Raw genomic sequence first — 25,349 nt, 5'->3', positions numbered from 1 at the left:
ATTTAGATGCCTGAACTACCAGAAGTCAGAACGGTTGCAGTTTTTCTAAATAATAAAGTTGCAAATCTTTCAATCTTAAATACTGAATGTTTTTTTGAAAAAATGATTTGAAGAAATGAAGTTAATGAATTTAAAAAAGAAGTATCTAATCAAAAAATATTAAGGGTTTTAAACTATGGTAAATACCTTATGTTTGAGTTCAAAGATTGAATGATGATAAGTCACTTAAGAATGGAAGGAAAATGAAGTGTTTCACCTAAAGAAATTGATATTTATAATAAGAATCATCTAAGATTACAGTTTGAGTTATCTAATGGTGAATACTTAAAATATTATGATTCAAGGAAATTTGGAACAATTGAAATTTGGGAAAAAGATGATTACCTTGAATTAAGTGGCATGAACAAATTAGGCCCAGAACCTTTAAACAGTAAACCTTCTTTTAAATATTTAAAAGATAAAGCAACTAACTCAAATTCGTTGATAAAAGCTTTTGTTCTTGATCAAAGTGTTTTATGCGGAATTGGTAATATATATGCAAACGAAATTTTATTTGCAGCTAATATTCACCCAGAAAGAATTACTAAATCTTTGACAGACAAAGAAATTATTAAAATAATAAAAGCGTCAAATAAAATTTTAGAAAGAGCCATTGCCTTGAAAGGAACTTCTATTCATAGTTATAAGTCTGGGAACGGGGAAGTAGGGCAATTTCAGCATGAATTAAAGGTGCATTTAAGAAGAGATGAAGAATGTTTTGTATGTGGCTCTAAAATCGTAAAAAAACAAGTAGCTGGACGAGGTACGTACTTTTGTAAAATTTGTCAACACTAACTTTTTGTGGAAATGTGGAAAACTTAAAATAAATCTATGTTTAACATAGGTTTTTTTTATGGTTATAAACACAACAAAATTTATTTAAAATATCTATAAAAATATTAAATAAATTATTTTTTTTATATTTATATTTATATTTATATCAAGGGGGTTTAGTATGAACATTTTAAATCGTAAATATTTAATTCACTGATCTAAAGAATTATCAAAAATTGATCATGAAGTTTTATACAATCTATACCAACCTATCATTGGAGCTTCAGCAATAGGCCTTTACAATACTTTAATACTAGAAAGTAATTGAAGTAAAAAACTTAATTCATCACCATTCACTTTAGAAAGAATGGCATTAATAACTTCATCATCAGAAAAACAATTGAAAAAAAATTTAGGAAAATTGACAAAATTAAAACTAATTAAATGTTTTAAATCTAAAAAAAGTGGAAATATGGCAATTGTTTTAAATTTACCACTGTCTCCAAAACAATTTTTTGAAAATGATGCAACAAGATCATGATTGCTAAAAAAAGTAGGTGAAGAAAATTTTGAATTGGCGCACTTGCAATTTAGAAATAGGGAATTTAACATAGATGATTTAGATTATGAGATAGATGATTCGTTCGAAACAAGTGATGAAAATGAATTTGATTTCGCCGATATTGAACAAGCAGTTCAAACAGCTAAAAAGGATGTTTACATTTGTGATGAAATGTTAAATTTATCGGATCTGAAAGGTTTATTAGTAAGAAAAGGTGTACTAATAGATTTTAATGAAAGTGTCAAATCTAATTTGGATGCTTTATTAATAAAAAAAGAATTCACAATTGAATTTATATCTGAATTATTAATTAATCATTACAAAAAAGCCTCTAACGAAATAGACTGAATTTCTTTAAATAAAGAATTTAATGCCATATCGAGAGAACTTATTAAAAAAACATTTAGTTCAGATTTATCTGATAATGATATAAATATTATTAATAGCTTTAATTCTACTGAATGAATAAATTTTTACAATGAATGCATGGGAGTAGAAGCTAATCAAAATGTAGTTGACATAATTAGTTCACTTAAACTAAAATATAATTTAACAGATGGTATATTGAATTGTTTAATTAGTTATTCTTATTTAAAAAACGATAAAAAGTTTATTTATAACTATGTTGTAAAAATAGTTGAAAGTTTAAAAGCAAAGCAAATTTCAACAACAAAAGAACTTTATATGTACTTAAAAAATTTAAGTAAAAAACATGATCAAATTGTAGTCAGAAAAGATAAAGATGATTCTATTTATGCAAGAAAACAGCCTGTAAATGAATTTGTAATGGAAAAAAATATAGATATAGAATGGTAGGTCAGATATGGATATTCAAATTTTTAAAGATAATAAAGTTATTGCTAATTTAATTGAAAATAGTAAAAGTGATGTCTATGAAATAACTGATGAAGTTTTAAAGAAAAATTTTATTATTTTATTTGAATTTGTATCTGATTATGCCGAATGTATAAGCGGTCCATTAAAAGAGTGCAAACAAAGAATAAGAGGAAGACAATTAAATCTAACTTTTAAAAACTCTAACTTTTATTTAAGTTCATCACCATGCGCCCACTTTTTATATGAAAATAAAAACCAAGCAATTAAAAATAATTATATTTATAAAGATTTTAGTGTTGATCAATTTCCAAAAACAATTAAAAATTATTTGGAAGATTTAAGAACTGAAAACTTTTTCAATGATGAAGAAATTGAGGAAAGAAAACTTTTAATTGAAAATTCAGGAAAGTTGATAGTAAATTATATTGAAGACAAAAATAACCTTGAAAGAAAAAATATAAAAGGTGTTTATCTTTATGGAAATCCTGGTATAGGAAAAACAACTATTTTTAAAACATTAGCAAATGAAGCAGCTAAAAGAGATACAAAAGTTTTCTTTTGTACAGCACCTGATATTATTGAGAAATGCAAAGAGCAATTTAGTAAAAACTCAGTTTCTTCTATTCCGTACATTAATCAAATGAAAAAAGCAGACATTTTATTTATTGACGATTTTGCTGGTGAAATGGTATCAAGTTGAACTAGAGACAATTTATGATATATCATTTTAAATTACAGAATGAATAGAAAAAAACTTACTTTTATTTCTTCAAACTTTACTTTATATGAACTAGATAAAATTTATAATATTAATAAAAATAACAAAGAAATAGAACTTATGAAAGTTGCAAGACTTAAAGAAAGAATAACAACATTAACAACATTTGCAACACTAAATGGTAAACACTCAAAAAGAACATAATTTTTCAAAGATTTTTTTGAAAAAATTGTTCTTTTTTATTTAAGAGTGTAAAATTATTAATGTATAGATATTACAAGAGAGGATAAAATATATGTCAAAAAAAGTTGCAATTAACGGATTCGGAAGAATCGGACGTTTAACATTTAGACAATTATTCAACCAAGGAGTTGAAATCGTTGCTGTTAACGATTTAACAGACACAAAAACATTAGCTTACTTATTAGAATTTGACTCAGCGCAAGGAAAATTCCAAGAAGGAAAAATTTCATACACAGATAACTCAATTATTGTTGATGGAAAAGAAATCAAAATCTTTGCTGAAAGAAATGCTGCTGATTTACCATGAGGTGAATTAGGTATTGATTTAGTAATCGAATCAACAGGATTCTACACAGATAAAGAAAAAGCATCAGCACACTTAACAGCTGGAGCAAAAAAAGTTATTATTTCAGCACCTGCTACAGGGGAAATGAAAACAATCGTTTATGGTGTAAACCACAAAAACTTATCTGCAGAAGACGTAATTATTTCAGGAGCTTCATGTACAACAAACTGTTTATCACCAGTTGCTAAAATTATGGATGAAAAATTTGGAATTGTTAAAGGAAAAATGGTTACTGTTCATGCTGTAACAAATGACCAAAAATTATTAGACTTACCTCATGGTGATTTAAGAAGAGGGCGTGCAGCAGCATGAAACATCGTTCCTTCAACAACTGGAGCAGCTAAAGCAGTTTCATTAGTATTACCAAACCTAAAAGGTAAATTAGATGGATACGCATTACGTGTTCCAACAATTACAGGATCAATTACAGACGTTACTTTACAATTAAGCAAAAAAACAACTGTTGAAGAAATCAACGCAACTGTTGAAGCAGCTATTAAAGCTGATGCTGAATTATCAAAAGCAATTAAATTTAATACACAACAAATCGTTTCAGGAGATACAATCGGATCATCATTCGGTTCAATCTTTGATGCAACATTAACAAAAATTACTGAAGTTGATGGTGAACAATTAGTTACTGTTTGTGCATGATATGACAATGAATCATCATATGTTTCACAATTAGTAAGAACAACAATTTACTTCATGGGATTATAATTCTAAGAATTAACAAATTTAAATACCCTTTAGGGTATTTTTTTTCTTATTAATTTTAATAATTTAGATAAAAGAGTTAAAATATATATTGTAAAGAAAAAAGAGGAGAATGGAATGAATTACAATTTGAAAAAAACATTAAAAGATATTAATGTAAAAGGAAAAAAAGTTTTAGTTCGTGTTGATTTTAATGTTCCATTAAAAGATGGAATTATTACTGATGACAACCGTATTCAAGCTGCATTACCAACTATTAAGTACTTGGTTGAAAATGATGCAAAAGTTATTTTATTTTCACACTTATCAAGAATTAAAAGTGAAGATGATAAAAAAACTAAATCATTAGCTCCAGTAGCAAAAAGATTAGAAGAAGTTTTAGGTCAATCAGTAATCTTTGTTAACCAAACAAGAGGAGCTGAGTTAGAATCAGCTATAAATGCTTTAAATGAAAAACAAGTTTTATTATTTGAAAACACTCGTTTTGAAGATGTTAAAGATGGCGAAGTTGTAAAAGCTGAATCAAAAAACGCTTCAGAATTAGGAAAATATTGAGCAAGTCTTGGAGATGTATTTATTAATGATGCATTTGGTACAGCACACCGTGCTCATGCTTCAAATGTAGGTATTGCTTCAAACATATCTGAATCAGCATTAGGTTTCTTAGTACAAAATGAAATTGAAATGTTGGGAAAAGGAATAGATGCACCAGAAAGACCTTTCGTTGCAATTTTAGGAGGAGCTAAAGTTTCTGATAAAATTGGTGTTATTGACAACTTGTTAAATAAAGTTGACAAAATCTTAATTGGTGGGGGTATGACTTATACATTCCACAAAGCAATGGGATTGGAAATTGGAAACTCTTTATTAGAAGCTGATAAAGTTGAATTAGCAAAAGAATACTTAGAAAAAGCTAATGGAAAAATTATGTTACCAGTTGATAGTTTATGCGCTCCTGAATATGCTGATGTTGCTCCAACATTATGTGGAGAAAATGTTCCAGCAGGAATGATGGGGTTAGACATTGGACCAAAAACTATTGAAATGTACGAAAAAGAATTAGCAAACGCAAAAACTGTTGTTTGAAACGGACCAATGGGAGTTAGTGAATTTGAAAACTTTAAAGCTGGTACTGTTGCTGTTTGTGAAGCTGCTGCAAAACGTAAAGCTGATGGAGGATTCACTTTAATTGGTGGAGGAGACTCAGCTGCAGCTGCAATTAAATTAGGATTTAAAGATGAATTCTCATGAATTTCTACTGGTGGTGGAGCTTCATTAGAATACATGGAAGGTAAAGAATTACCTGGAATTGCTGCAATTCAAAACAAATAATTAACTTAATAAAGAAAAACAGACTTTTGAAAAGTCTGTTTTTTTTATGCTCTTGATTGTTTTATTAAAATGAAAAGAACCTTAATTGTAGAAATAAATAATATTATGTTAATCACATATTTAGCTAATGTAACTCCAAACCCAACTCATAAAAGCATATTTCAATATCCACTATCACTGTCAGACAAGTAATACATATTAAATATGAAAGTGTCATTACATAGCATAGAAATAAAACCAGATGCAAACATTGAAATTAAGCCACCTATGGATATCAAATAAGCAAACACTTTAATTTGATTTTTAAATTCAAATCTTAAAAGAATAAATTTTTTAAGAAAAAAGAAAACTATTGCAAATATCGTTAAGAAAACCATATCAGAAATCATCATTGAAAGTAAACCAATTGGTTCGCTACCAAGCAATAGCCTAAATCAGATGGCACTAATAGATAAAATAGATGCATACAAATAGTTTGAACATAAATAAATAATTAATATTACGAAAAAAGATATTTCAATTGTATAAACACCAACGATCATTGGTATAGCTATACCCATTATTATTTTAGAAATAATTGTCATTAAAATTTCAAAAGCAAATAACATTGAAAGAAGTGCAAGTTTTCTTATATTAAGTCTAAAAGTATCATGAAAAACTTCTTTTCAGTTTTTGAAATTTATTTCTGCAAAATCATATTTATAATTTCAGATTTTATACTTTTTATTCACTAGTTGTACCTCCTTGCAATAAAAAAACGCTTATTTAACAAGCGAGGCGTACAGCAAAAAAGTAAACAAAAAATGTTTATCATCTGCTGACATTTTCTACCATCCGGACTATACCGTCGGTTTCAGAATTTCACTGAATCAACCTGTAAAGGTTCATGGACTATTACCATCGGTAAGGAATTACACCTTGCCCCGAAAATGTTATATTCTTATTATATAAAATAATAACTTTTTTTGTTTTATATAATAATAAAAGAAAGTTAAAGTTATAAAATATAATAAGACACAGGAGAAATAAAAAATGAAAAATTGTAATTATTGTAAGCAGTCTATAAAACCATATCAATTGAGTAGAAGCGGTCAAGTTTCAAGTGGCGCAGTTTATACACCTAATAATTCAAACATAGGTTTTGTAACAACTGGTGGAAGAATATATACTAGTCATATGGGGTGTTTCAAAGCAATAAATAAGAAGTACTGACCATGAGCCATTTTAGCTTTACTTTGTTTTATAATTGCATGTTCTTTATTTATTCCCGGCATTATTAATATTTTTGATTACAAAAGTTATAATTCAGAAAATGGTGAACAAATTATAGATTTAGCTAAAAAATCTAAAGGAGTTACTGAACTTGTATTTGCTGGCATATTAACAGCAGGAGCAATCTTAATTATTACAATAGGATATTTTTATTCATTATCTTTTGTTAGAGACGGACAACATGCTAATGACTATATTGATGAAGAAGCTAAACTTATTTATGATGCTGCTTTTAAAAAAGCTAAAGAGGAGTTAAAATAGTGAAAAATAATGCAGATAAAGTAATTGAAATTTTAGACATGACTAAAATTAGCATGGAAGAAGTAAACGATAAATTAAATAAAGGTTATACAATTTTAATGGCTTTTGAAAAAGGCGAAAATGTAACAAAGTCAATTCAAGATGGAAGAAGTGAATATTTAAATGCTAAAGTTGAATTAAAAGAAGAAAGAGAAAATTGTGGTATTTGTGGTTGTGGTAAACCAGCAAATGTTTTGGTTTATGTAAGAAGATAAAAAAAGCGGATTTTAATCCACTTTTTTTATGCATTTTGTTTTTGAACTCTTGCTTCATCAACTTTCTCAAAGTTATTAATTTTAATAACTTGTTCTTTTGATCAAAGACCTGAAATAATTTTTGAATACATTGATACAACTCATGTAACATATCAAATTTCAATACCAATTCTTGAAAATGCAAGGAATATTGCGAAAACTTTGTAGAATCCATCATAACGACTCATATAACTGAATGATTGGAAAATCACACCAATTAATCTAAAGATTGCCATTATAATTAAGAACACTAATTCTAATGTTGCAATAATTGTGAAAATTACACCAACAATTTGCATTGTATAACCTTGTAAATTTTTTTCTTTCATTAAATCTGATGAATTATTTCTTGAAAATAATCCAAATCCTAAAACACCAATTAAAAATCCAACAATTGATAATGTAACTGCTAAGAAACCAATTAATCCAAATTCATTACTAGTATCGATTAATTCGCTAAAAGTAATTCCAGTTGATAAAGTAATTGAAATAAATGATACTAAGAATAATGTAAAACCAATTAGCATTGTTAAACCTAAGTGTTTTGCTAAGAAAGCTCTTGGATTCATTGATGATTGAGTTTCAATGTTAGGCATTGAAGTTAAGATAAAAGGTGTAACTATTCCTCCAACTCCAACACTTAATACTGCTAGTATATATCTATTGGCAATTATTTCTTCATCAGATGCTTTATTTAAATAACTAATAATTACATAAGCTGAATAAATTGATTTTCATAAGAAATATATTTCGATTCCAATTATTAAGGAACTTCAAGTTACTGTAGTTGGATCACCTGAAGCTAAGAACTCATCGTTTGAGAAAAAGTAAATTGTCATTATTAATATAAGGGCAGTAACAGCTGTTCCTAATATTTGTGCAAACTTTATAAACCCTCTAGGAATATAACTTCTACCATAATTTCTATTTGTAGCCATATTTGATAATCTCCTTTCATGGTTAGATTAATTATAATATTTTTATTTATAAATGTATAAGTTAATAAAAAAAACATTTTTTTCAAAAAGTGTTGTTTGTTTTTTAAAATATGTTTAAAATGAAAATAACAACTTAATAAGAAAAACTTATACAGGGTAGCATAATGGGCTACTGATCCGCCCCGAGACCAATCTCGGGACTATAAGTGTGTAGGAGTTTTTTGTAAAAAAAAACTCCTTTTTTCTATGTTGAAGTTTTTCTTTAAGTTGCTTTTTTTCAAAATAGAGGAGGAAATATGAAAAAATTATTAGCAATAGTCGGAGCCATTGGAATAACAGGAACAGCAGCAACAACAGTTGTATCATGTGGAACAACAGATACATTTGACATTATTTTTATTCCATCAAATAATTCAACTGAAGTTATTAATACAGTTAAACCATTGGAAGGAAAGCTTCAAGCAGAAATGAAATCAAGAGCTGAAGAGCGTGGAGAAAAATTTAATAAAAAAATTAAAATATCTACTTCTACAAATTATGAAGCTGCAGGTTCAACATTAGCTGCAGGTAAAGCTGATTTAGCTTTTTTACCAGTAGGAACTTACAATAAAAACAAAGGTAATCATAAAAGTGACGGGACATATGACAAAATAGGTATCCTTCTTGAGTCTTCAAGAGATTCATACAGAATAGAAAAAGGTATGAGCGACAAAATGGATGCAAAGGAATCAAAAGAGTATGCTTTAAAATACAATCAAGCATTAAAAATAGAAGATGGGACAAGCATCACAAAACAAGAAATAAGAGACAAATATTTAGATACACAAAACACTTCAACTTATTATAGATCATATATTTATGTTAATAATGAATTGTTTAATAAAGCTAACATAACAAGTGAAATGTCAGATACTGATTACAAAGACGTTATAAAGAAATTAATTTTACCAGAAGCCAAAGGAGATGAAGCAAAAGGTAAAGTAAATTTTTCTGTATCAAAAAGTAAAACTTCAAGTGCAGGAACAATCTATCCATTGATGTGATTAAAAAATGTTATTGGTTTTAATGACAATCAAATTAAATACATATATCAAAATTCAGTAAAACAAATTGATTATCCATCAGGAGCACAAAACGTTTCAGCTCAGAAAGATGGTGTTGCTGTTGGTTTCAGTGATATAAGATATGAAATAGCAAATCTATCAGATTCGATTTCAGCTTTCAAAAATTCAAGCGTAATCGGAATGTCTGACAAAATAATAAATGATGGAATTATGTATTCAAGAAAAAGAGTTCAAGATAAAAAAATTATAAAAGATTTGAGAGATTCATTTAAAGATCTTATTAGTAAAGATGAAAATAAAAATATCTTTAAAGTTTATAACCATACAGGTTATATTGGACCTGATGAAAATCAAGAATCAATTGAATGAGAAAAAACATTAGATACTCAAATTTCAACAAGTAGTGTTCAAGCTGATGAAATAGAAAAATTAATAAAAGATTTGTAAAAATATTTTAATAGAAAGAAAGTAAAAATACGCATTTGGCGTATTTTGCGTGTTGCGTGAATAGAATGATAGAATTTCAAAAAGTTGAAAAAGTTTGGCCTAACGGAAAACATGTTTTAAAAAATATAAATATAAAAATTAATGATGGGGAATTTGTAGCAGTAATTGGTTTATCCGGGGCCGGAAAAACAACATTGTTAAAAACAATTAATAAAATAAATAGCATTTCATCAGGTGAAATTATAATTGAAATTAATGATAAAGAAAAATATGAAATAAGCAAAACTAAAGGAAAAAAATTAAGAGACTTAAGAAAACACATAGGTCTTATGTCACAGGAATATAATAATATTGAAAAACAAACTGTTTTAAAAAACGTTTTGAATTCAAGAGTTGCACAAATGAATTTTTTTAGGGCTATTATTGGTTTTTTTGATAAAGATGAAAAAAGAAAAGCTTTAAGCGCTTTAGAAAAACTTAGTTTACTGGAATTTTCATATATAAGAGCAGATAATTTATCCGGTGGGCAACAACAAAGAGTTGCTTTAGCTAGAACAATAAATCAAGACCCTAAGATAATTATTGCTGATGAACCAGTTTCGGCGTTGGACCCAATTTTGGCTAATAAAGTAATGGAAGATTTTAAAAAAATTAATCTTGAACTAAATATAACAGTTATAATAAATATTCATCATATTGATTTAGCTTTAAAATATTGTGACAGAATAATTGGTTTAAAAGATGGAGAAATAGTTTTTGATGGAGATTCAAAAAAATTAAATAAAGAGAAATTAGAAGAGATTTATGGTAAATAATGACAAAGAGAATATCTAATGCATTTTTTAATCAAAAGTCTTTTAAAATAAAAAATAATTATTCAAAATCTCCAAAAAAATTATTTTATTGATCAATAACTTTATTTACATTATTTATAGTTATATTATCTTTTTTTACACTTGATTCAAAATGAATGGAATTTTTTAAAGATATGCCTAGCCTTTTTGAAAGAATAGGGGATATGTTTAAATGAGATTGAACAGATTTTAACTTAGTAAATGAAACAGGCCATTCATTTTTATATAATGCTTTTGTTTCAATTTGAGACACAGTTGTAATGGCTTTTGCAGGTACTATTATAGGAGTTATTATAGCAATACCTATTGCTGTATTAGCATCATCTAACGTTACAAGAAATAAATCTGTGAATTTTATTGCAAGACTTATATTGTCGGTATTTAGAACTATTCCTTCATTTGTTTATGCTTTAATTTTAGTTAACTATTTTGGAGCTTCAACATTTACAATAACTTTATCATTGACATTTTTTACATTTTCTATTTCAGGAAAAACTTTGTACGAAAGAATTGAACAGATCAATGTAAAAATATTTTCAACATCACAAGCTACAGGAGCTAACAAAACAGTTTCATTTAGAGCGGCTGTTTGACCACAAGTTTCTCATCATGTTCTTTCAATAATGTTTTACTCATTAGAAACAAACATTAGATATGTTTCTATTATAGCGGGTGTAACAAGAGTAGGGATTGGTCAAATGATTAATAACGCTGTAGATTATAACGAATGAAACAGGGTAGGTTTCTTGTTGTGCTTACTTATTGCCATAATATTGTTGCTAGAATTATGTATTTGACTTATTAGAAATTATATAATTGAAGATAAAGATTTTAGAATTGATGGAAAACATCAAAAACGTTTTGATGAGCAAATTAAAAAAATAAATTCGCAAAAAACAATTAGTTTTTATATAAATAATATTCTTTGTGTAAAAATAGATGAAAAAATTAAAAATTCAAAATCAGAAGTTGAAAAAAAAGAATTGCTAGTGCAAAGACAAAACATGGTATCAAAATTTAAAAAGAATTTGAACGAAAATATTAAGTTTGAAAAAGCAAATTATAAAAACCTTAAGAAAAGTAATCCTGGCAGTTTTGATCTATATTCAAAGGATTTAGAAACTGGACTTAAATTTCGAATTGATAAAATATCTCAAGCAAAACTTAAACTGGAAGTGGATAATGCTAAAAATTTAAAAATCGAAAATTTAAAAATTGAAAGAACAAAATCACACAAAGAATTTCTTGAAAATTTAACAATTGAAAAAGCTTTAAGAAGTGAGCCTAAGAGTTACATAAAAAGAATAATACTTTATTTAATTATATTTGGTTTCTTTATTTACACCTTAACATTGATTAACTGAAAACTTTCTTCAAAAGAAATGATTGAAATTACAAATAGAAATTTATTAGAAATTTTTAAAATAAATTGGTCATCATTGTTCATATCAAAAGCCAATGGAGGAAATAATAGAGCGCCTTATAGCGTTATGTATCTTTTATATGAAACTTTATCTATTGCAGTTGTTGGAACTTTTATAGGCGCAGTAATAGCATATGTATTAGGTATGTTATCATCAGAAAAAATAGTTAACAAATATGTGGCAAGATTTTTTATAGCATTAACATCAATGATAAGAGCCATTCCAACATACATTTATGCATTAATTTTTGTCATAGTTGTCGGAATGGGTCCTTTCACAGGTGTATTAGCACTTATTATGGGAACTATAGGTATGCTTACAAAATATAATAGGGAGTTATTTGATGATATAAATCAAAAAATAATTTTTCAACTTGAGGCAACAGGAGTTAACTGATTTGCCAAATTAAGATATGGAATAATGTCTCAAACATCAACAGCAGCCATGTCAAATATCATTTATAGATTTGATATAAACTTCAAAGAAGTCGCAATGCTAGGAGCTGTTGGAGCAGGTAATATGGGATATTTATTAAATTCATATTTTACAGATCAATATTTCAATGAATTTGGAGCTTTATTATTTGGTATCATTTTATTCACGTTATTAATTGAATTTATTTCAGCTTCAATAAGAAATAAACTTTCATTTGGTACTAATTTAAATTTAATTTCTTCGATAATAAATTTCGTAAATCAAAGATTTTTTTCAACTTTTAAATCAAATGAAAAACTATTAAATTTAGATGCTAAACTATCATATCAAGAATCAATGTCTTTATACGCTTATACAAATCAAACTATAATGAATAATGCAATAAGAATTAAAAAAGAAGAAAAACTTTCATTTAAAAACGCATGAAACAAAGCTTATATAGATTTCTATAACATTAGAAAAAAATATAATAATTTAATAGCTGACAGTAATATTGTTAAATTAGAAGAATTAAAATTCAAAAAATATAAAAAAGATTTTGCTTTTAAAAGAAAGGTTTGAGTTGCCGAAGTCAAACAAGAATCAAAAATGGAAATAATTAAATTTAAAAAATTACTAAAAGCATCAACGGATTTCAAAGTACGAAAAGACTTGAAAAATTCTATTAAATATTCAAAAAAGATTAGGAAATTAAAAATAACAAATATTAATTATTAAAAAATAAGAGCTTTAAAACTCTTATTTTTTGTTTAATATAACTGGAATAATTAATGGATTTCTGCGCTTTGTTTTAAAAATGTAAGGTGAAAGTGATTGTTTAATTGCTTTCTTAATTGCCCCAAAAGTTGGTTTAGAAGAATTTAATACTTCATTAATTGCTTCTGTAACAATTGTAATTGCCTCACTAATAATATTTCCTGAATCCTTTACATAAAAACTTCCACGTGAAATTATTCTTGGTGCACATAATAGTTTGTTAGTTTGCGAATCGATTGAAACAACAACTGATATTAATCCATCCTTACTTAAAATGTCACGTTCTCTAATTATATTTGAAGCATGAGCAGTCATATCTTTACCATCTACATAAATTGCATCAGCATCAACACGTTTTCCAATTTGAGCATTACCTTGTAATAATTCTAATTGATCACCATTCGCCATTACAAATCCATGCCCAGGTCTTAAGTTAACTGATTCAGCTGTTTCGATATGTTTTTTTAACATTCTGAATTCACCATGCATCGGCATAAAATAATTAGGTCTTAATAATGTAAATAATAATTTTTGTTCTTCTTGACTAGCATGACCAGAAGTATGAATTCTATTGGTTGGTGAAGATTCAATAACATTAGCACCTATTCTAGTTAACCTATTAATTAATATTTCAACATCAGCTCTATTTCCAGGAATTGGTGATGAAGAGAAAATAATAGTGTCGCCAGGAATTATTGAAATAGATTGGTGTCTATTTGTAGCAATTCTTGAAAGTGCAGCCATTGGTTCACCTTGGCTACCTGTTGAGATAATCATAATCTTATTAGCTGGATATTTATCAATATCATTAGCTTTAATAAACATTTTGTCATTAATTTTTAAGTGACCCATTTGACGAATTATTTTAATAATTCTTTCAATAGATCTACCAAGGATAACAACTTTTTTGTCATATTTATTAGCTAATTCAACAATTTGCTGAATACGGTGAACGTTAGAAGCAAAAGTTGTAATAAAAATTCTTCCTTTTGCTTTCAAGAAAAGTTTATCAATGTTTTCAATGATTCCCTTCTCACCAGGTGTATAACCTTCAACCTCAGCATTTGTTGAGTCTGACATTAAAAGTTCAATTCCTTTATCACCCATACTTGCTAATTTGCTTAATTCAGCAAAGTGTCCTAAAGGTGACCAGTCAAATTTATAATCTCCTGTTGAAAAAATATTTCCATTTGGAGTTTCCACTAGAATACCAAATGCATCTGGAATAGAGTGATTTAAAGCTGCATAACTAACACGTAAATTTTTGGTTGCTCAGATATCATCAGCAACATATTCTTTAACAATTGTTTTATCTGTTAATTTGTGTTCTTTTAATCTATCTCTAATTAAAGCAGCAGCTAATTCTGGTGCATAAATAACAGGTATATTAACTTGTTTAACTAAATAGTGTATTCCACCAATGTGGTCCTCATGTCCATGAGTAATAAATAATGCTTTAATTTTTGACTCATTTTCTTTTAAATATGAATAATCAGGAATAACGGCGTTAATTCCTAACATTGAATCATCAGGAAATTTAACTCCTGCGTCAATCATGATAATTTCATTTTCATGTTCTATGCAGTAAGTGTTCTTACCAATTTCTTCAAGGCCACCCAAAGCAAACACTTTAGTTGGTGATTCAGTTTTAATATATTTTCTTTGAACTTCTTTTTGTTTAAAAACAAAAGGTTCAAAATCTTCTTTTTCAATAATTTGATTTGTAGAAGCAATTTTTTCCTTTTCCATTTTTCCTCCATTTATATAAAATAAACATACATAAACATAACTTATGTTTTGACTATTAAATTTTTTTCCAATTGATTAATTAAAATATTATGATTTAACATTCAAATATGTATTTTGCTTTTTTGTTAAATTGATATTATCACAAATTAAAGGATAACTCAATCATCACCAATAAACTCAGGATCTTCATTATTTATGTGATCATAGTATAAATTACCAATATTATGATCCATTTCATGTTGGAAAACAATAGAACGGTAATCTTTAAGTTTTAACTCAACTCATTCTTTTCTTAATCAATCAAATCCTTTAACAGAAATTATTCATGCTCTTGGAACTATTCCGTGCTTATCTTCATCAACGCTTAAACAACCTTCGCCTTCTTCAAGAGCAGCTAATCTTGAAGACTTAGCGATGTATTCAGTATTGATCATTGCATATTCTTCAATTTTGTCATTAGGTAAATTAAATCTGATGTAAAACATGTCTTTATTGATTCCAATTTGTGGAGCAGCTAATCCGACAGCAGGTCTTAAATAGTCTTCTTTGCCTTCGTAGTTAAATTTTTCATCTTGACTAGCAACAACAAAATCAATTAATTTTTTCATTGTTAATTCTTCGTCTTCAGTTAAATTATTAACATCAGCAACTTTTGAAGAAACAGATCTAATAATTTCTTTGTTGTCATCTTTTGTAAGTCAGTTGTTTGAAGGTATTTCAGTTTGTAATAAATAATTTTTAATGCTCATTTTATTCCTTTCATAATTTAAAAATTTGTTATATTTTTGCTTTTTTAATATTATATATGAAATTTATTTCAAAAATTATTGCATGTACTGATAAGTAGTTAAAAGAATAAATAACAAAAAAATACCTTTTAGTGTAAAATATATATAGTTATATTCAAGAGAGGTGAAAGAATGTTAGTTTCATTTATTATATCTAGTCAAGCTAGAGAAGAAAAATTATTTAAAACAATTAATACACTAAAAAAACAAACTAATGATTCATATGAGCTAATTATAATAGTTGATGAACCAAACATAGAAAAAGAAGCTATGGATTTTGTTAGAGATCAGTTTATTGAAAATGATAAAATTATGTTAATTTTTAATTCTAAGGGTCAAGGAGAATCTCTAAATTGAAACAATGGAATTGAACTAGCTCGTGGAGAGTATGTTTCATTCTTAAAAGAAGGAGATTTAATTAATGAAAACTATGTTCAAAAAGTTCAAGACATTATTGAATCAAGTGAAAACAAAATAGATTTAATTGAAGTTCAATATGAACAATCAAATTTATTTGAAGGTGAAACACAACCTTTATTAGAAACAGATAGATTATATGACTTACAAGAAAATAAAGAAGTTTTTGCTTACATAACACAAGAAATATATGGTAAATTATTTAGAAGTAAATTTATTAAAGACTTTAGAATTACTTTCAAAAAAAATGTTAGATTTGACATGTTATTCTTATTCATGTCACTTGCTCATTCAAGAAACTTTTACTTATCAGGAGATGTTTTATTTAAGCACAAAGTTTCTGTACCAAAATACTCAATCTTTGATATTGTTAACCAATGACCTCATGTTCTAAATTACTACAGAAGAATAGGAACATACAAAGAGTTTAAAGATCAATTAAACTATGCAGCTAACTACTGTATGGCTTATAACTTCTTGGACTTATCAAAAAGAATTAAAAATCCTGTCATTAACAAAAAAGCTATTTTATTTGTTAATACAAAACTTGATAGAAAAGTTAAAGAATTCACTACGCAGAATGCAATTTTCTTAGAAAACGCAAATCCAGACTTCACAATCAGAATGGAAAATTTCAATGGCTTTATTAATGAACAACTTAAAAAAATAGGATAGTTGCTATGTTAGAAGTAACAAAAACTGTTGATATAAATTATGAATTATCTAAGGTAGAAAAAAATGCATTAAAGGAAAATGAATTTTATTTACCAAGTTTATGAAAAGTATTTTTCGCAAGACTTACAGATTTAATTATTAGTTCCTTATTATTTTTGATTTTAGGATATATTTTTAAAGATCAAGCTAAGGAAGGCAATTGAATATTTTTATTTATAATTTTTTCAACAGCTTTAATATGAAATTTTTCCTACTTTGTTTTATTTCCCTATTTATTAAAGGGTAAAACAGTAGGAAAAATTATTTTTAAAATAAAGCTAGTGAAATTTAAGGTAGATGAAAAAATAAAATTTAAAGATGTATTTCAACGCGAATTATGATTTATTATAATGCCTTGGTGCTTATTATATTTAGGTAATATTTTATTTTTATTCTTAATGATGAAATATGATAAAACAAAAAATGGTGTTTATCTTAATTTAGGATATATTATTTATCAATTAAATTATTGAATTTTTATGATTTGAAATGTAGCGGTAGGATTATCAATTAAACTTCAAAAAAATCATCAATCATCAGTGGACATGAAAAACAAAGTAATTGTTGTTTTAGAAAAATCAAAACAAATAAAAAGATATCCAAAAATTTCAACCAAATCTGTTATGCAGGAAACACCTGGTAAATTTAATGAAGAAATATTGAATCAAATTGGTAATTCTGAAGAAAAAGAATTTTACAGTTCAATACAAGTTGATAAGCCAAGTCTGACTGAGAATTTAAAACTTGAAAAGAAAAGTAAAAAACAAATTGAGCAAAAAGAAAAAGGAGAAAGCCATGAATAATTTATTAATTCAATTAAATGAACAACAATTGGCGGCTGTAACAATTACAGATAAACCATTGCGAATAGTTGCAGGAGCAGGTTCAGGAAAAACTAAAGTTATTACAACTAAAATTGCATATTTAATTGAAGAATTAAAAATGGCTCCATATAAAATACTTGCCGTTACATTTACAAATAAAGCAGCTAGAGAAATGCGAGATAGAGTTGCAAAAATCGTGCCTGATTTAACAAGTAATCCTCATATTTCAACATTTCATGCTTGATGCTCAAGAGTTTTAAGAGAAGATTTTGAACTAATTGGACTAAATAAAAACTTTTTAATCATTGATCAAGGAGATCAAATTGCAATAATTAGAAGCTTAATAAATGAGCACTTTAGTAATTTAACAGAATTAAAAAAATATACAGAGAAGAAAATAATTTACAGAATAGGAAATTGAAAAAATGATCTAATTTCACCAATTGAAGCAATGGAAGAATGCTACAGTGGGCTTGAAAGAGCAATTGCAACAATATATCAAAAGTATGAAGAATACTTGAAAACAATAAATTCAATTGATTTTAATGACTTACAAGTATTGGTATTTAAACTTTTCAATGAGTATCCTGAAGCTCTTGAAAAATGAAGAAATAGATACGATTATGTTATGGTAGATGAGTTTCAAGATACAAATGATTTACAATTTGATTTAATTAAGTTTTTAACAAGAGAAAAAAACAATTTAACTGTTGTTGGAGACCCAGATCAAACTATTTATTCATGAAGAGGAGCTAAAGTAGATATTATTTTAAACTTTACAAAAGCTTTTTCAAATGGGGTAAGTATTACGCTAAATCAAAATTATAGATCAACTCAAAAAATATTAGATTTAGCAAATGATTTTATTAATAACAACAAAAATCGTGAGGCAAAAGATATTTTTACAAATAATGTTTCAGGTGATTTACCTACAGTTAAAGAATGCGAAACAAGAAATGACGAAGCAAGATATGTGACATTAAAGATTAAAGAATTAATTAGTGAAGGATATGAATATAAAGACATTTTTGTTTTATACAGGCTTAATGCATGATCACAAGAATTTGAAAAAGAATTTCAAAATAATAAGATACCTTTTCAATTAATTGGTGGAATTCGTTTCAAGGACAGAAAAGTTATTAAAGAGGCAAATGCGTTCTTAAGAACATTAGCTACCCAAGACCAACAGGCTGTTGAAAGAGTTTTAAAAAGTATTCCAAAAGTTGGAGATGTAACAATTAAGAAGCTTAAAGAAAAAGCAGATGATATGAATGTGTCTCTTTATGATTTAATTGTTAACGAAGATGAATTGCATATTAATCAAGTCTCAAAGCATTTAACAACAATAAGAAATGTGCTTTCAAAATCTGTTGATGTTTACAAAGAAAGCAAAAATATTAGAATGACATTACAATATATGCTTGTTGAATCTGGTTATATGCAAAAATTAATTGATACAGAAAAAAAAGAAGATATAAGCTACATTGAATCATTATATGATCAATTAGAAAATTTTGATAAATCTTATCAACCAGCTGATCCTGAAGAAGGCTCAACTGAAAAAATAGTTTCTTACTTGCAAGAGGAAGCTTTATTAAATTCTGACGCAGATGACATTGAAGCTCAAAAAGTAACTTTATTAACAGTGCATGCAGCAAAAGGTTTAGAAAATAAAGTTGTTTTTGTCGTTGGATTAAATCAAGATGTTTTTCCTGGAAGATTATCAGCTAACTCTGCTAAGGAAATAGAAGAAGAACGTAGAACATTATATGTAGCTATTACTCGTGCTGAAGAAAAAGTGTTTATTACATACATAAAAGGAGAGTTTTCATTTATTTCTCAATCAGAATTAGCACCATCAAAATTCATTAAAGAGTTTAATCAGGATTTATATCACTTTGAAGGTAAGTATCAAAAAAGTTCAAATCCATTTGCAAACATGAGCCACCTTGGAAAAACAAATTCAAGTGTACAAAATAAAGCAACTATAGGTTATGAAAAAAATGATATCATCGAACATATGATTTTTGGAGATGGTGTAATTGTTGAAATAAATGGACAAACTATGAAAGTAGCTTTTAGTTCAAGTTATGGAATTATGCCTATATCAGTCAATGATGCAACTATATCAAAGAAAAATTAATTTAGTAAGAATTGTTAAAAAAGAAAACTTATTGTTATAATTATAATGTATTAAAAAATACAGGAGGAAATTTAAATGGCACAATTTACAGCAGTTATTACTGACAAAATTGGATTACACGCAAGACCAGCAACTGCAATTATTTCTGCAGCTTCTAAATTTGAATCTGATGTTAAAATTGTTTCAGGATCAAAAACTGGAAATTTAAGATCAATTATGAATATCTTATCAATGCAAATTAAAAGTGGTGACGAAGTTACTATTATTGCTGAAGGTTCAGATGCTGATGCAGCTGTTGCAGGAATTAAAGAAGCAATGATTTCAGCAGCATTAATTGAAGGTTAATAAAAAATTAATTAAAATTGCTTTAAGCAATTTTTTTATATGTTTTAATTAATTAGACAAAGATAAAAAGGAGAAACATGAAAGTAAAAATAAATAAATTTAAAAAATTTATGAAATCAACATTTAATAAAGTTAGATTTGATGATGAATTACCACAAGAAGTTAAATTTAAGTTTAATGTTTTTAATCCTTTAATTGATGGAATAATATTTGCTAGTTCAGTTTTATTTGTGCCATTAATAATTCTAATAATTTTAAAATTCACAGTAAATGCAAACACAATTGATGATACTCAAAACATTATAAATCTTGTATTTGTTTCAGTTCAGATCATTTGTTCAGCAATTGGTTGTTTTATCTTGTATAAAAGAGATAATGAACTTTTCACAAGAACAAATGCATTTGGTATATATGCTTTTATTGTCTTACCATTTTTATTTGTGATTATATTAGGTTCTTTAATTTTAGGTCTATCTGGCTTAAGTGGTAATAAGGTTGCCGCACAATTTGTATCAGTGACACTGCAAATAATTGCTGAGATAATTGTTGGAATAATATTGTTCATAAAAGTGCCTTTTTTAAAAGATAGAATTTTTTTAACTTTAAAAAAAGAATGGAAAAGAGTTTTAATAATAGTTTTAATAATGACTACAATTTTATTTGGAACTTCTTATGCTTTAAGTTTTATTGAAACACAAACAGCTAACCAATCTGCGCTTGAAGATATTTACAAAAATTCTTCAATGACAGTCAAAGTTTTTTACTCAATTTTACTATTCATTTTTAGTGTTATAGTAGCACCAATGGTTGAAGAACTAGCATTTAGAGATTCAATTTTTACAGGGGTTGGTAATAAATGATTTGCAATGATAGTTTCATCACTAGCATTTGCTATGGTTCACGTAGGCATGGGTGATGTAGAAAACATTTATATTTATTTGATACCAGGAATTATCTTATCAGCAACTTTTATTTACACAGAAGGTAATGTAACCTATACATGATTAGTTCACTTAGGATCAAACCTTATTACTTTTATTTTAATGATCGCAGGGAGAAACTAATGAACAAATTTATTGCAAATCAAAATGATGATAACCAAACATTATTTAAGTTCTTAAAAAAGAACTATAAAACAACACCACTTTCAGTTATTTACAAATGACTAAGAAAAGGTGATATTAAAATTAACAATAAAAGAATTAAGGATAAAGATTACTTAATTAAAACTAACGATGTAATTGTAGTTTATGATAACAATAAACCAGTATTAAGAGATGATTTCAAAAAATTATCAAATTATGATATTGATGTTATTTATGAAGATACAAATTTATTAATAGTTAAAAAACCATATAATGTTGAAGTCCATTCACCAGTTAAAACAAGTATGGATGATATTGTTAAAAATTATTTATTTGATACAAAACAATATAATCCAAGTGAAGAAAATTCATATGTAATTAGTCATATTCATAGATTAGATAAATTAACATCAGGTTTGATAATGTATGCCAAAAACAAGCAAACTCATGATATTATGGTTGAAGCAATTCAAGACAAAGATAAAATTGAAAAATATTACCGTTGTAGAATTGATGTTCCAGTTACTGAAAGTTTAGTTGCTAAAGGATGAATCAAATATGATCCTATTATTCAAAAATCAGTTTTTAGCGAAGAATTTAGATCAGATTATAAAGAAGCAACAACAATATTTAATGTTGTTAGTTTAGATGTAACAAATGAACAAACAGAATTAGAAGTTCAAATTCTAACAGGTAGAAAACACCAAATTAGAGCTACTTTAGAATACTATGGAGCATCTATCATTAATGACTCAAGATACTCAGGAACAATTATTAACAATAATAAAATGATTTTCTTATTTGCTAATAAATTAGTGTTCAATGGATTTGAAGGAAATTTAGAAAATCTAAATGGTAAAATTATAGAAATAGAACCAACCTGATAAGAATAAGGAGGTGGAAAAATGCAACTTGAAGCTACAGCTACAGATAATGTTGTTTTAAAGACATCAGCAAGAACAAGTGTGTGAAGTGCGCTAGTTGGAGTTGCTATTTCCTTAACTAATACTATTATTCAAATTCTTATGATTTATTGAATCTTGAGTGCTTATGGTACTGAGTTTAACGGGTTCGTAAGAATTTCTATGTCAGTTGCTATTATCGGTGGTACTTGTGAAGGTGCACTTGGAGTAACTACGGTTATTTTAATGGCTAAACCAATTATGGAAAAGGATTGAATTACAGCAAATGAGTCTTTTTCTACAGCAAAAAGAAAGTATCGTAATAAACTTTGAAGTGGATTACTATTTGTAACATTAATTTCAATTTTATATCCACTTGAAATTGCTCTTGCTCCTCATTTTTTACAGGGTGATGATATTATAAGCGGTCTAACTGCTCCAACTCAAAATGCTACTATTCATTTATGAGAACTAGGTTTTGTTTGTTTCTTTTTTGGTTTTAAACAAGTAGTTAGTTCTTCCATTTTTGGTATTTATGAAAATGTTCTTGAAGCTGATAAGCAAAATTATTTAAGAAGGGCTATTATACTTTTTACAGATGTGATTGTTTACATGTTAATCATTTCGCTATTAAGTTGAATTAACTTTAAAGGTGTTTACATAAGTCCTGTATTAGTATTTTTGCCAATTGTTATTTACCCGTTTATTCGTGGTTTCATGATAATGTTTTATGTAAAAAGAAAATACCCATGAATTAAGTTTTACTCTGATTTTAATGATCATAACTTAGTTAGAAAATCATCAAAGTTATTCTTCTCTTCATTAGGAATTAATATTTTAATGAACGCTGATATTATTATTCTTTTGGTTGTTTTAGGAACATCAGGACTTAAAACAACATCTATGTTATCAATATATATGATTGTTGGTATCAACATTAGAATCATTATGTTGAATTTTATTGTTTCTTTTAGAGAATATTTTGTTTCTCAAATTTTAAAAGAAGGAAGAATTGAATGAAAAACATATACGAATTATGAACTTTATACATACATTGTAGCTGCTTTTAGTTTTGTTATGATTTCTATATTAACTCCATTTGTAGCAACAGGTTTATTTGGAAATGTAATTGCAAAAGATTTTAATGAAACTGATGTTAGTGCAATTTATCAAGCACAAGCTTTGAAATATATCTTCTCAGGACAGGAATTTTCAATTCTATTTGGCTTATCAACAAGTGCAATTATTATAGTTCAAGGACAATATGTTTTAGTTCAAGCAAAAGGTGTTGAAAAAAGAACGACAAAGTGATTAAACTTAATTGCTATTTGATATTTAATTACAGCTAGTTTAACTTTGGTTTTGTTATATTTCTTTGCATTTAAATCAGGAACTGTAGATAATTGAATTTCACGAATGATTAGATATTTTTATATTATTAAACTTATATTTATAATGTTCACGTATTTCTTTTTGTGGTCATTTACTTGAACACACATTACTTATAATTCATCATTAAAAAATGTAATACCAAATTTTATATTTTTATTAGTGCCTATTATTTCAACTTCGATATTTATTAATTATGGATTAAGTAAATTCGCTTTAATTAATATAACTAGTGAAGTTGTAGGTGAAAAAATTAAAGTTGATGTTGGAGCAATATCTATTCCAACAATTATTAGTGTATTAGCTATAACAGCAATAACAAGTTTACCGATTTGTATTATTTTGCCACTAATATTTAGACCAAAAATTGGATTAAACATTATAGTTAACTTGCCTATTGTTAAACAAATTGTTCAAAAAAATAGTAGCAAACTTAAAATTGCTAGATTCATTGATGCTGGTATAAATGCTGAAGAAGAAGCAGACCAAAACAATCAGATAATTAAATCTTTATATGATCAAATCGAAGAAAACAATGAAGTTATTGACAATGAAAGTTATTTTGAAAAAAGATATAAGTACAAAAATACACCTAAGGTTTATACTTTAAAAGCTAACGAGAAACCAACAAATAATGCTAAAAGTAAAAAATAACTCTATATCTTAAAATAAGCCCTTTAAAAATTGGGCTTTTTTTGCTATAATTTTAAAAGTTGATTATTTAACAAAGTTAATAGATATTCAATCACAAGTGAGAATTCATTTACCCAGTGCCCAAATTAGTAAAAAGGGTGGTAGTGTTCGAATCACTTGGAAGCCTAACAAATACAAAAAAAGAAGGAGTACAAACATGGCATACAAAGAAGTAACAAGAGATGAATTATCTGCTGCTGGTGTTCAATATGGTCACCAAACAAAAAGATGAAATCCAAAAATGGCACCATTTATTTATGGGTCAAAATCAAAAAACCACGTAATTGACTTAGAAAAGACTTTAATTCAATTAAGACAAGCTGAAAAATTAGTTCAATCAATCGGAGCTAAAGGTGAAAAAGTTTTATTCGTAGGAACAAGACGTTCAGCTAAATTAGCTGTTAAGGAAGCTGCATTAAGATCAGGTAACTACTACGTTAACCAAAGATGATTAGGTGGAACTTTAACAAACTTCAAAACAATTGTAAAAAGAATCAAAGCGTTATGAGAAATTGAAGAATCAGAAAAAAATGGACAATTAGCTTTAAGAACTAAAAAAGAACAAATATTAATTTTAAAAGAAAAAGCTAACTTAGAAAAATCATTAGGTGGAATCAAACAAATGCGTAAATTACCTGCTGCATTAATTGTTGTAGATCCTAAATCAGATGAAATTGCTGTTAAAGAAGCAATCAAGTTAAACATTCCAGTAATTGGACTATGTGACACAAACGTTGATCCAGATATCGTAACTTTACCAATTCCTGCAAACGATGATTTACAAGAATCAGTAAACATTATGATCAACGCTTTAGTTGACGCATTCGCTGATGGAGCTAACTTAAAATTAGCACCTTCAGTTTTAAAAACAGTTGTTGTTAAACGTGAAAGAACAGAAGGCGAAAACAACTACTCAAACAACAGAAGTTGAAATAGACCTGAAAAAACAAATAACTAATAAAATAAACTAAAACCAAAAGGAGAAAAC

General features: G+C 26.9%; 22 protein-coding genes and 2 riboswitches. Of the genes, 18 read left to right on the top strand and 4 right to left on the bottom strand.

Annotated elements, in window-relative coordinates:
- Positions 1–6: 6 nt before the first annotated feature.
- The 5 genes from mutM (at position 7) to MENTO_RS03265 (ending at position 5,568) form a co-directional block, all read left to right on the top strand.
- Entirely contained in the window at positions 7–834 is an 828-nt protein-coding gene (gene mutM, locus MENTO_RS03285; RefSeq protein ID WP_099651427.1) for a DNA-formamidopyrimidine glycosylase, read from the top strand.
- A 160-nt stretch (positions 835–994) separates the two neighbouring features.
- Positions 995–2,191 carry a replication initiation and membrane attachment family protein gene (locus MENTO_RS03280; protein ID WP_099651426.1) on the top strand — a complete coding sequence of 399 codons (1,197 nt, stop codon included), beginning with the start codon at positions 995–997 and terminating at the stop codon, positions 2,189–2,191.
- 7 nt (positions 2,192–2,198) lie between these two features.
- Entirely contained in the window at positions 2,199–3,134 is a 936-nt protein-coding gene (locus tag MENTO_RS03275; protein ID WP_099651425.1) for an ATP-binding protein, read from the top strand.
- Positions 3,135–3,225: 91 nt separating this feature from the next.
- Positions 3,226–4,239: a type I glyceraldehyde-3-phosphate dehydrogenase gene (gene gap / locus MENTO_RS03270; RefSeq protein ID WP_099651424.1), complete on the top strand. Its 1,014-nt coding sequence runs from the start codon at positions 3,226–3,228 to the stop codon at positions 4,237–4,239.
- A gap of 114 nt (positions 4,240–4,353) precedes the next feature.
- A complete protein-coding gene (locus tag MENTO_RS03265) occupies positions 4,354–5,568 on the top strand; it encodes a phosphoglycerate kinase (RefSeq protein ID WP_099651423.1) in 1,215 nt (404 codons plus the stop codon).
- 44 nt (positions 5,569–5,612) lie between these two features.
- On the opposite strand, the gene MENTO_RS03260 is transcribed toward MENTO_RS03265, so the two are convergent.
- A complete protein-coding gene (locus MENTO_RS03260; protein WP_099651422.1) occupies positions 5,613–6,299 on the bottom strand; it encodes an ECF transporter S component in 687 nt (228 codons plus the stop codon).
- A gap of 87 nt (positions 6,300–6,386) precedes the next feature.
- Positions 6,387–6,503: riboswitch (FMN riboswitch) on the bottom strand.
- Between the two features lie 97 nt (positions 6,504–6,600).
- Here MENTO_RS03260 and MENTO_RS03255 point away from each other — a divergent pair.
- Together MENTO_RS03255 and MENTO_RS03250 are read left to right on the top strand one after the other, a co-directional pair.
- Complete coding sequence (locus MENTO_RS03255) at positions 6,601–7,101, top strand: hypothetical protein (RefSeq protein WP_099651421.1); 501 nt, start codon at positions 6,601–6,603, stop codon at positions 7,099–7,101.
- Positions 7,101–7,355 carry a hypothetical protein gene (locus MENTO_RS03250; RefSeq protein WP_099651420.1) on the top strand — a complete coding sequence of 85 codons (255 nt, stop codon included), beginning with the start codon at positions 7,101–7,103 and terminating at the stop codon, positions 7,353–7,355. Before MENTO_RS03255 ends, MENTO_RS03250 begins: the two co-directional genes overlap by 1 nt.
- A 26-nt stretch (positions 7,356–7,381) precedes the next feature.
- On the opposite strand, the gene MENTO_RS03245 is transcribed toward MENTO_RS03250, so the two are convergent.
- Positions 7,382–8,332 (bottom strand): hypothetical protein, encoded by a 951-nt coding sequence (locus MENTO_RS03245; RefSeq protein WP_099651419.1) that lies wholly within the window; start codon positions 8,330–8,332, stop codon positions 7,382–7,384.
- 145 nt (positions 8,333–8,477) lie between these two features.
- Positions 8,478–8,540, top strand: a riboswitch (nucleoside riboswitch).
- 88 nt (positions 8,541–8,628) lie between these two features.
- Between MENTO_RS03245 and MENTO_RS03240 the strand changes: the two genes are divergently transcribed.
- The 3 genes from MENTO_RS03240 (at position 8,629) to MENTO_RS03230 (ending at position 13,273) form a co-directional block, all read left to right on the top strand.
- Entirely contained in the window at positions 8,629–9,843 is a 1,215-nt protein-coding gene (locus tag MENTO_RS03240; protein ID WP_099651418.1) for a lipoprotein, read from the top strand.
- Positions 9,844–9,908: 65 nt separating this feature from the next.
- Positions 9,909–10,658: a phosphonate ABC transporter ATP-binding protein gene (gene phnC, locus MENTO_RS03235; protein WP_099651417.1), complete on the top strand. Its 750-nt coding sequence runs from the start codon at positions 9,909–9,911 to the stop codon at positions 10,656–10,658.
- Positions 10,658–13,273 (top strand): PhnE/PtxC family ABC transporter permease, encoded by a 2,616-nt coding sequence (locus MENTO_RS03230; RefSeq protein ID WP_099651416.1) that lies wholly within the window; start codon positions 10,658–10,660, stop codon positions 13,271–13,273. The genes phnC and MENTO_RS03230 overlap by 1 nt, the downstream gene beginning before the upstream one ends.
- Positions 13,274–13,294: 21 nt before the next feature.
- Here MENTO_RS03230 and MENTO_RS03225 read toward each other — a convergent pair whose 3' ends face one another.
- Together MENTO_RS03225 and def are read right to left on the bottom strand one after the other, a co-directional pair.
- Entirely contained in the window at positions 13,295–15,061 is a 1,767-nt protein-coding gene (locus tag MENTO_RS03225; protein WP_099651415.1) for a ribonuclease J, read from the bottom strand.
- A gap of 146 nt (positions 15,062–15,207) precedes the next feature.
- On the bottom strand, positions 15,208–15,810 hold the full coding sequence (gene def / locus MENTO_RS03220) for a peptide deformylase (RefSeq protein WP_099651414.1): 603 nt from the start codon (positions 15,808–15,810) through the stop codon (positions 15,208–15,210).
- 171 nt (positions 15,811–15,981) lie between these two features.
- On the opposite strand from def, the gene MENTO_RS03215 reads away from it, so the two are divergent.
- The 8 genes from MENTO_RS03215 to rpsB all read left to right on the top strand — a co-directional run bounded on the left by MENTO_RS03215 (position 15,982) and on the right by rpsB (position 25,319).
- On the top strand, positions 15,982–16,941 hold the full coding sequence (locus tag MENTO_RS03215) for a glycosyltransferase (protein ID WP_099651413.1): 960 nt from the start codon (positions 15,982–15,984) through the stop codon (positions 16,939–16,941).
- A 5-nt stretch (positions 16,942–16,946) separates the two neighbouring features.
- On the top strand, positions 16,947–17,783 hold the full coding sequence (locus tag MENTO_RS03210; protein ID WP_099651412.1) for an RDD family protein: 837 nt from the start codon (positions 16,947–16,949) through the stop codon (positions 17,781–17,783).
- Positions 17,776–19,947, top strand: coding sequence for an ATP-dependent helicase (locus MENTO_RS03205; RefSeq protein WP_099651411.1), 2,172 nt, complete (start codon positions 17,776–17,778; stop codon positions 19,945–19,947). Before MENTO_RS03210 ends, MENTO_RS03205 begins: the two co-directional genes overlap by 8 nt.
- A gap of 75 nt (positions 19,948–20,022) precedes the next feature.
- Positions 20,023–20,292, top strand: coding sequence for an HPr family phosphocarrier protein (locus MENTO_RS03200; RefSeq protein ID WP_099651410.1), 270 nt, complete (start codon positions 20,023–20,025; stop codon positions 20,290–20,292).
- A gap of 77 nt (positions 20,293–20,369) precedes the next feature.
- Complete coding sequence (locus MENTO_RS03195) at positions 20,370–21,356, top strand: CPBP family intramembrane glutamic endopeptidase (protein WP_099651409.1); 987 nt, start codon at positions 20,370–20,372, stop codon at positions 21,354–21,356.
- Positions 21,356–22,264 (top strand): RluA family pseudouridine synthase, encoded by a 909-nt coding sequence (locus MENTO_RS03190; protein WP_167372691.1) that lies wholly within the window; start codon positions 21,356–21,358, stop codon positions 22,262–22,264. The genes MENTO_RS03195 and MENTO_RS03190 overlap by 1 nt, the downstream gene beginning before the upstream one ends.
- A gap of 18 nt (positions 22,265–22,282) precedes the next feature.
- The gene (locus tag MENTO_RS03185) at positions 22,283–24,322 is read left to right on the top strand and encodes a hypothetical protein (RefSeq protein WP_099651407.1); all 2,040 of its coding nucleotides are present in this window, start codon (positions 22,283–22,285) and stop codon (positions 24,320–24,322) included.
- Positions 24,323–24,518: 196 nt separating this feature from the next.
- Positions 24,519–25,319 carry a 30S ribosomal protein S2 gene (rpsB, locus tag MENTO_RS03180; protein ID WP_099651406.1) on the top strand — a complete coding sequence of 267 codons (801 nt, stop codon included), beginning with the start codon at positions 24,519–24,521 and terminating at the stop codon, positions 25,317–25,319.
- Positions 25,320–25,349: the final 30 nt, after the last annotated feature.

Source organism: Mesoplasma entomophilum (assembly GCF_002804125.1).
Lineage (GTDB): Bacteria > Bacillota_I > Bacilli_A > Mycoplasmatales > Mycoplasmataceae > Mesoplasma > Mesoplasma entomophilum.
This window is presented reverse-complemented; position numbering and strand designations above follow the sequence as displayed.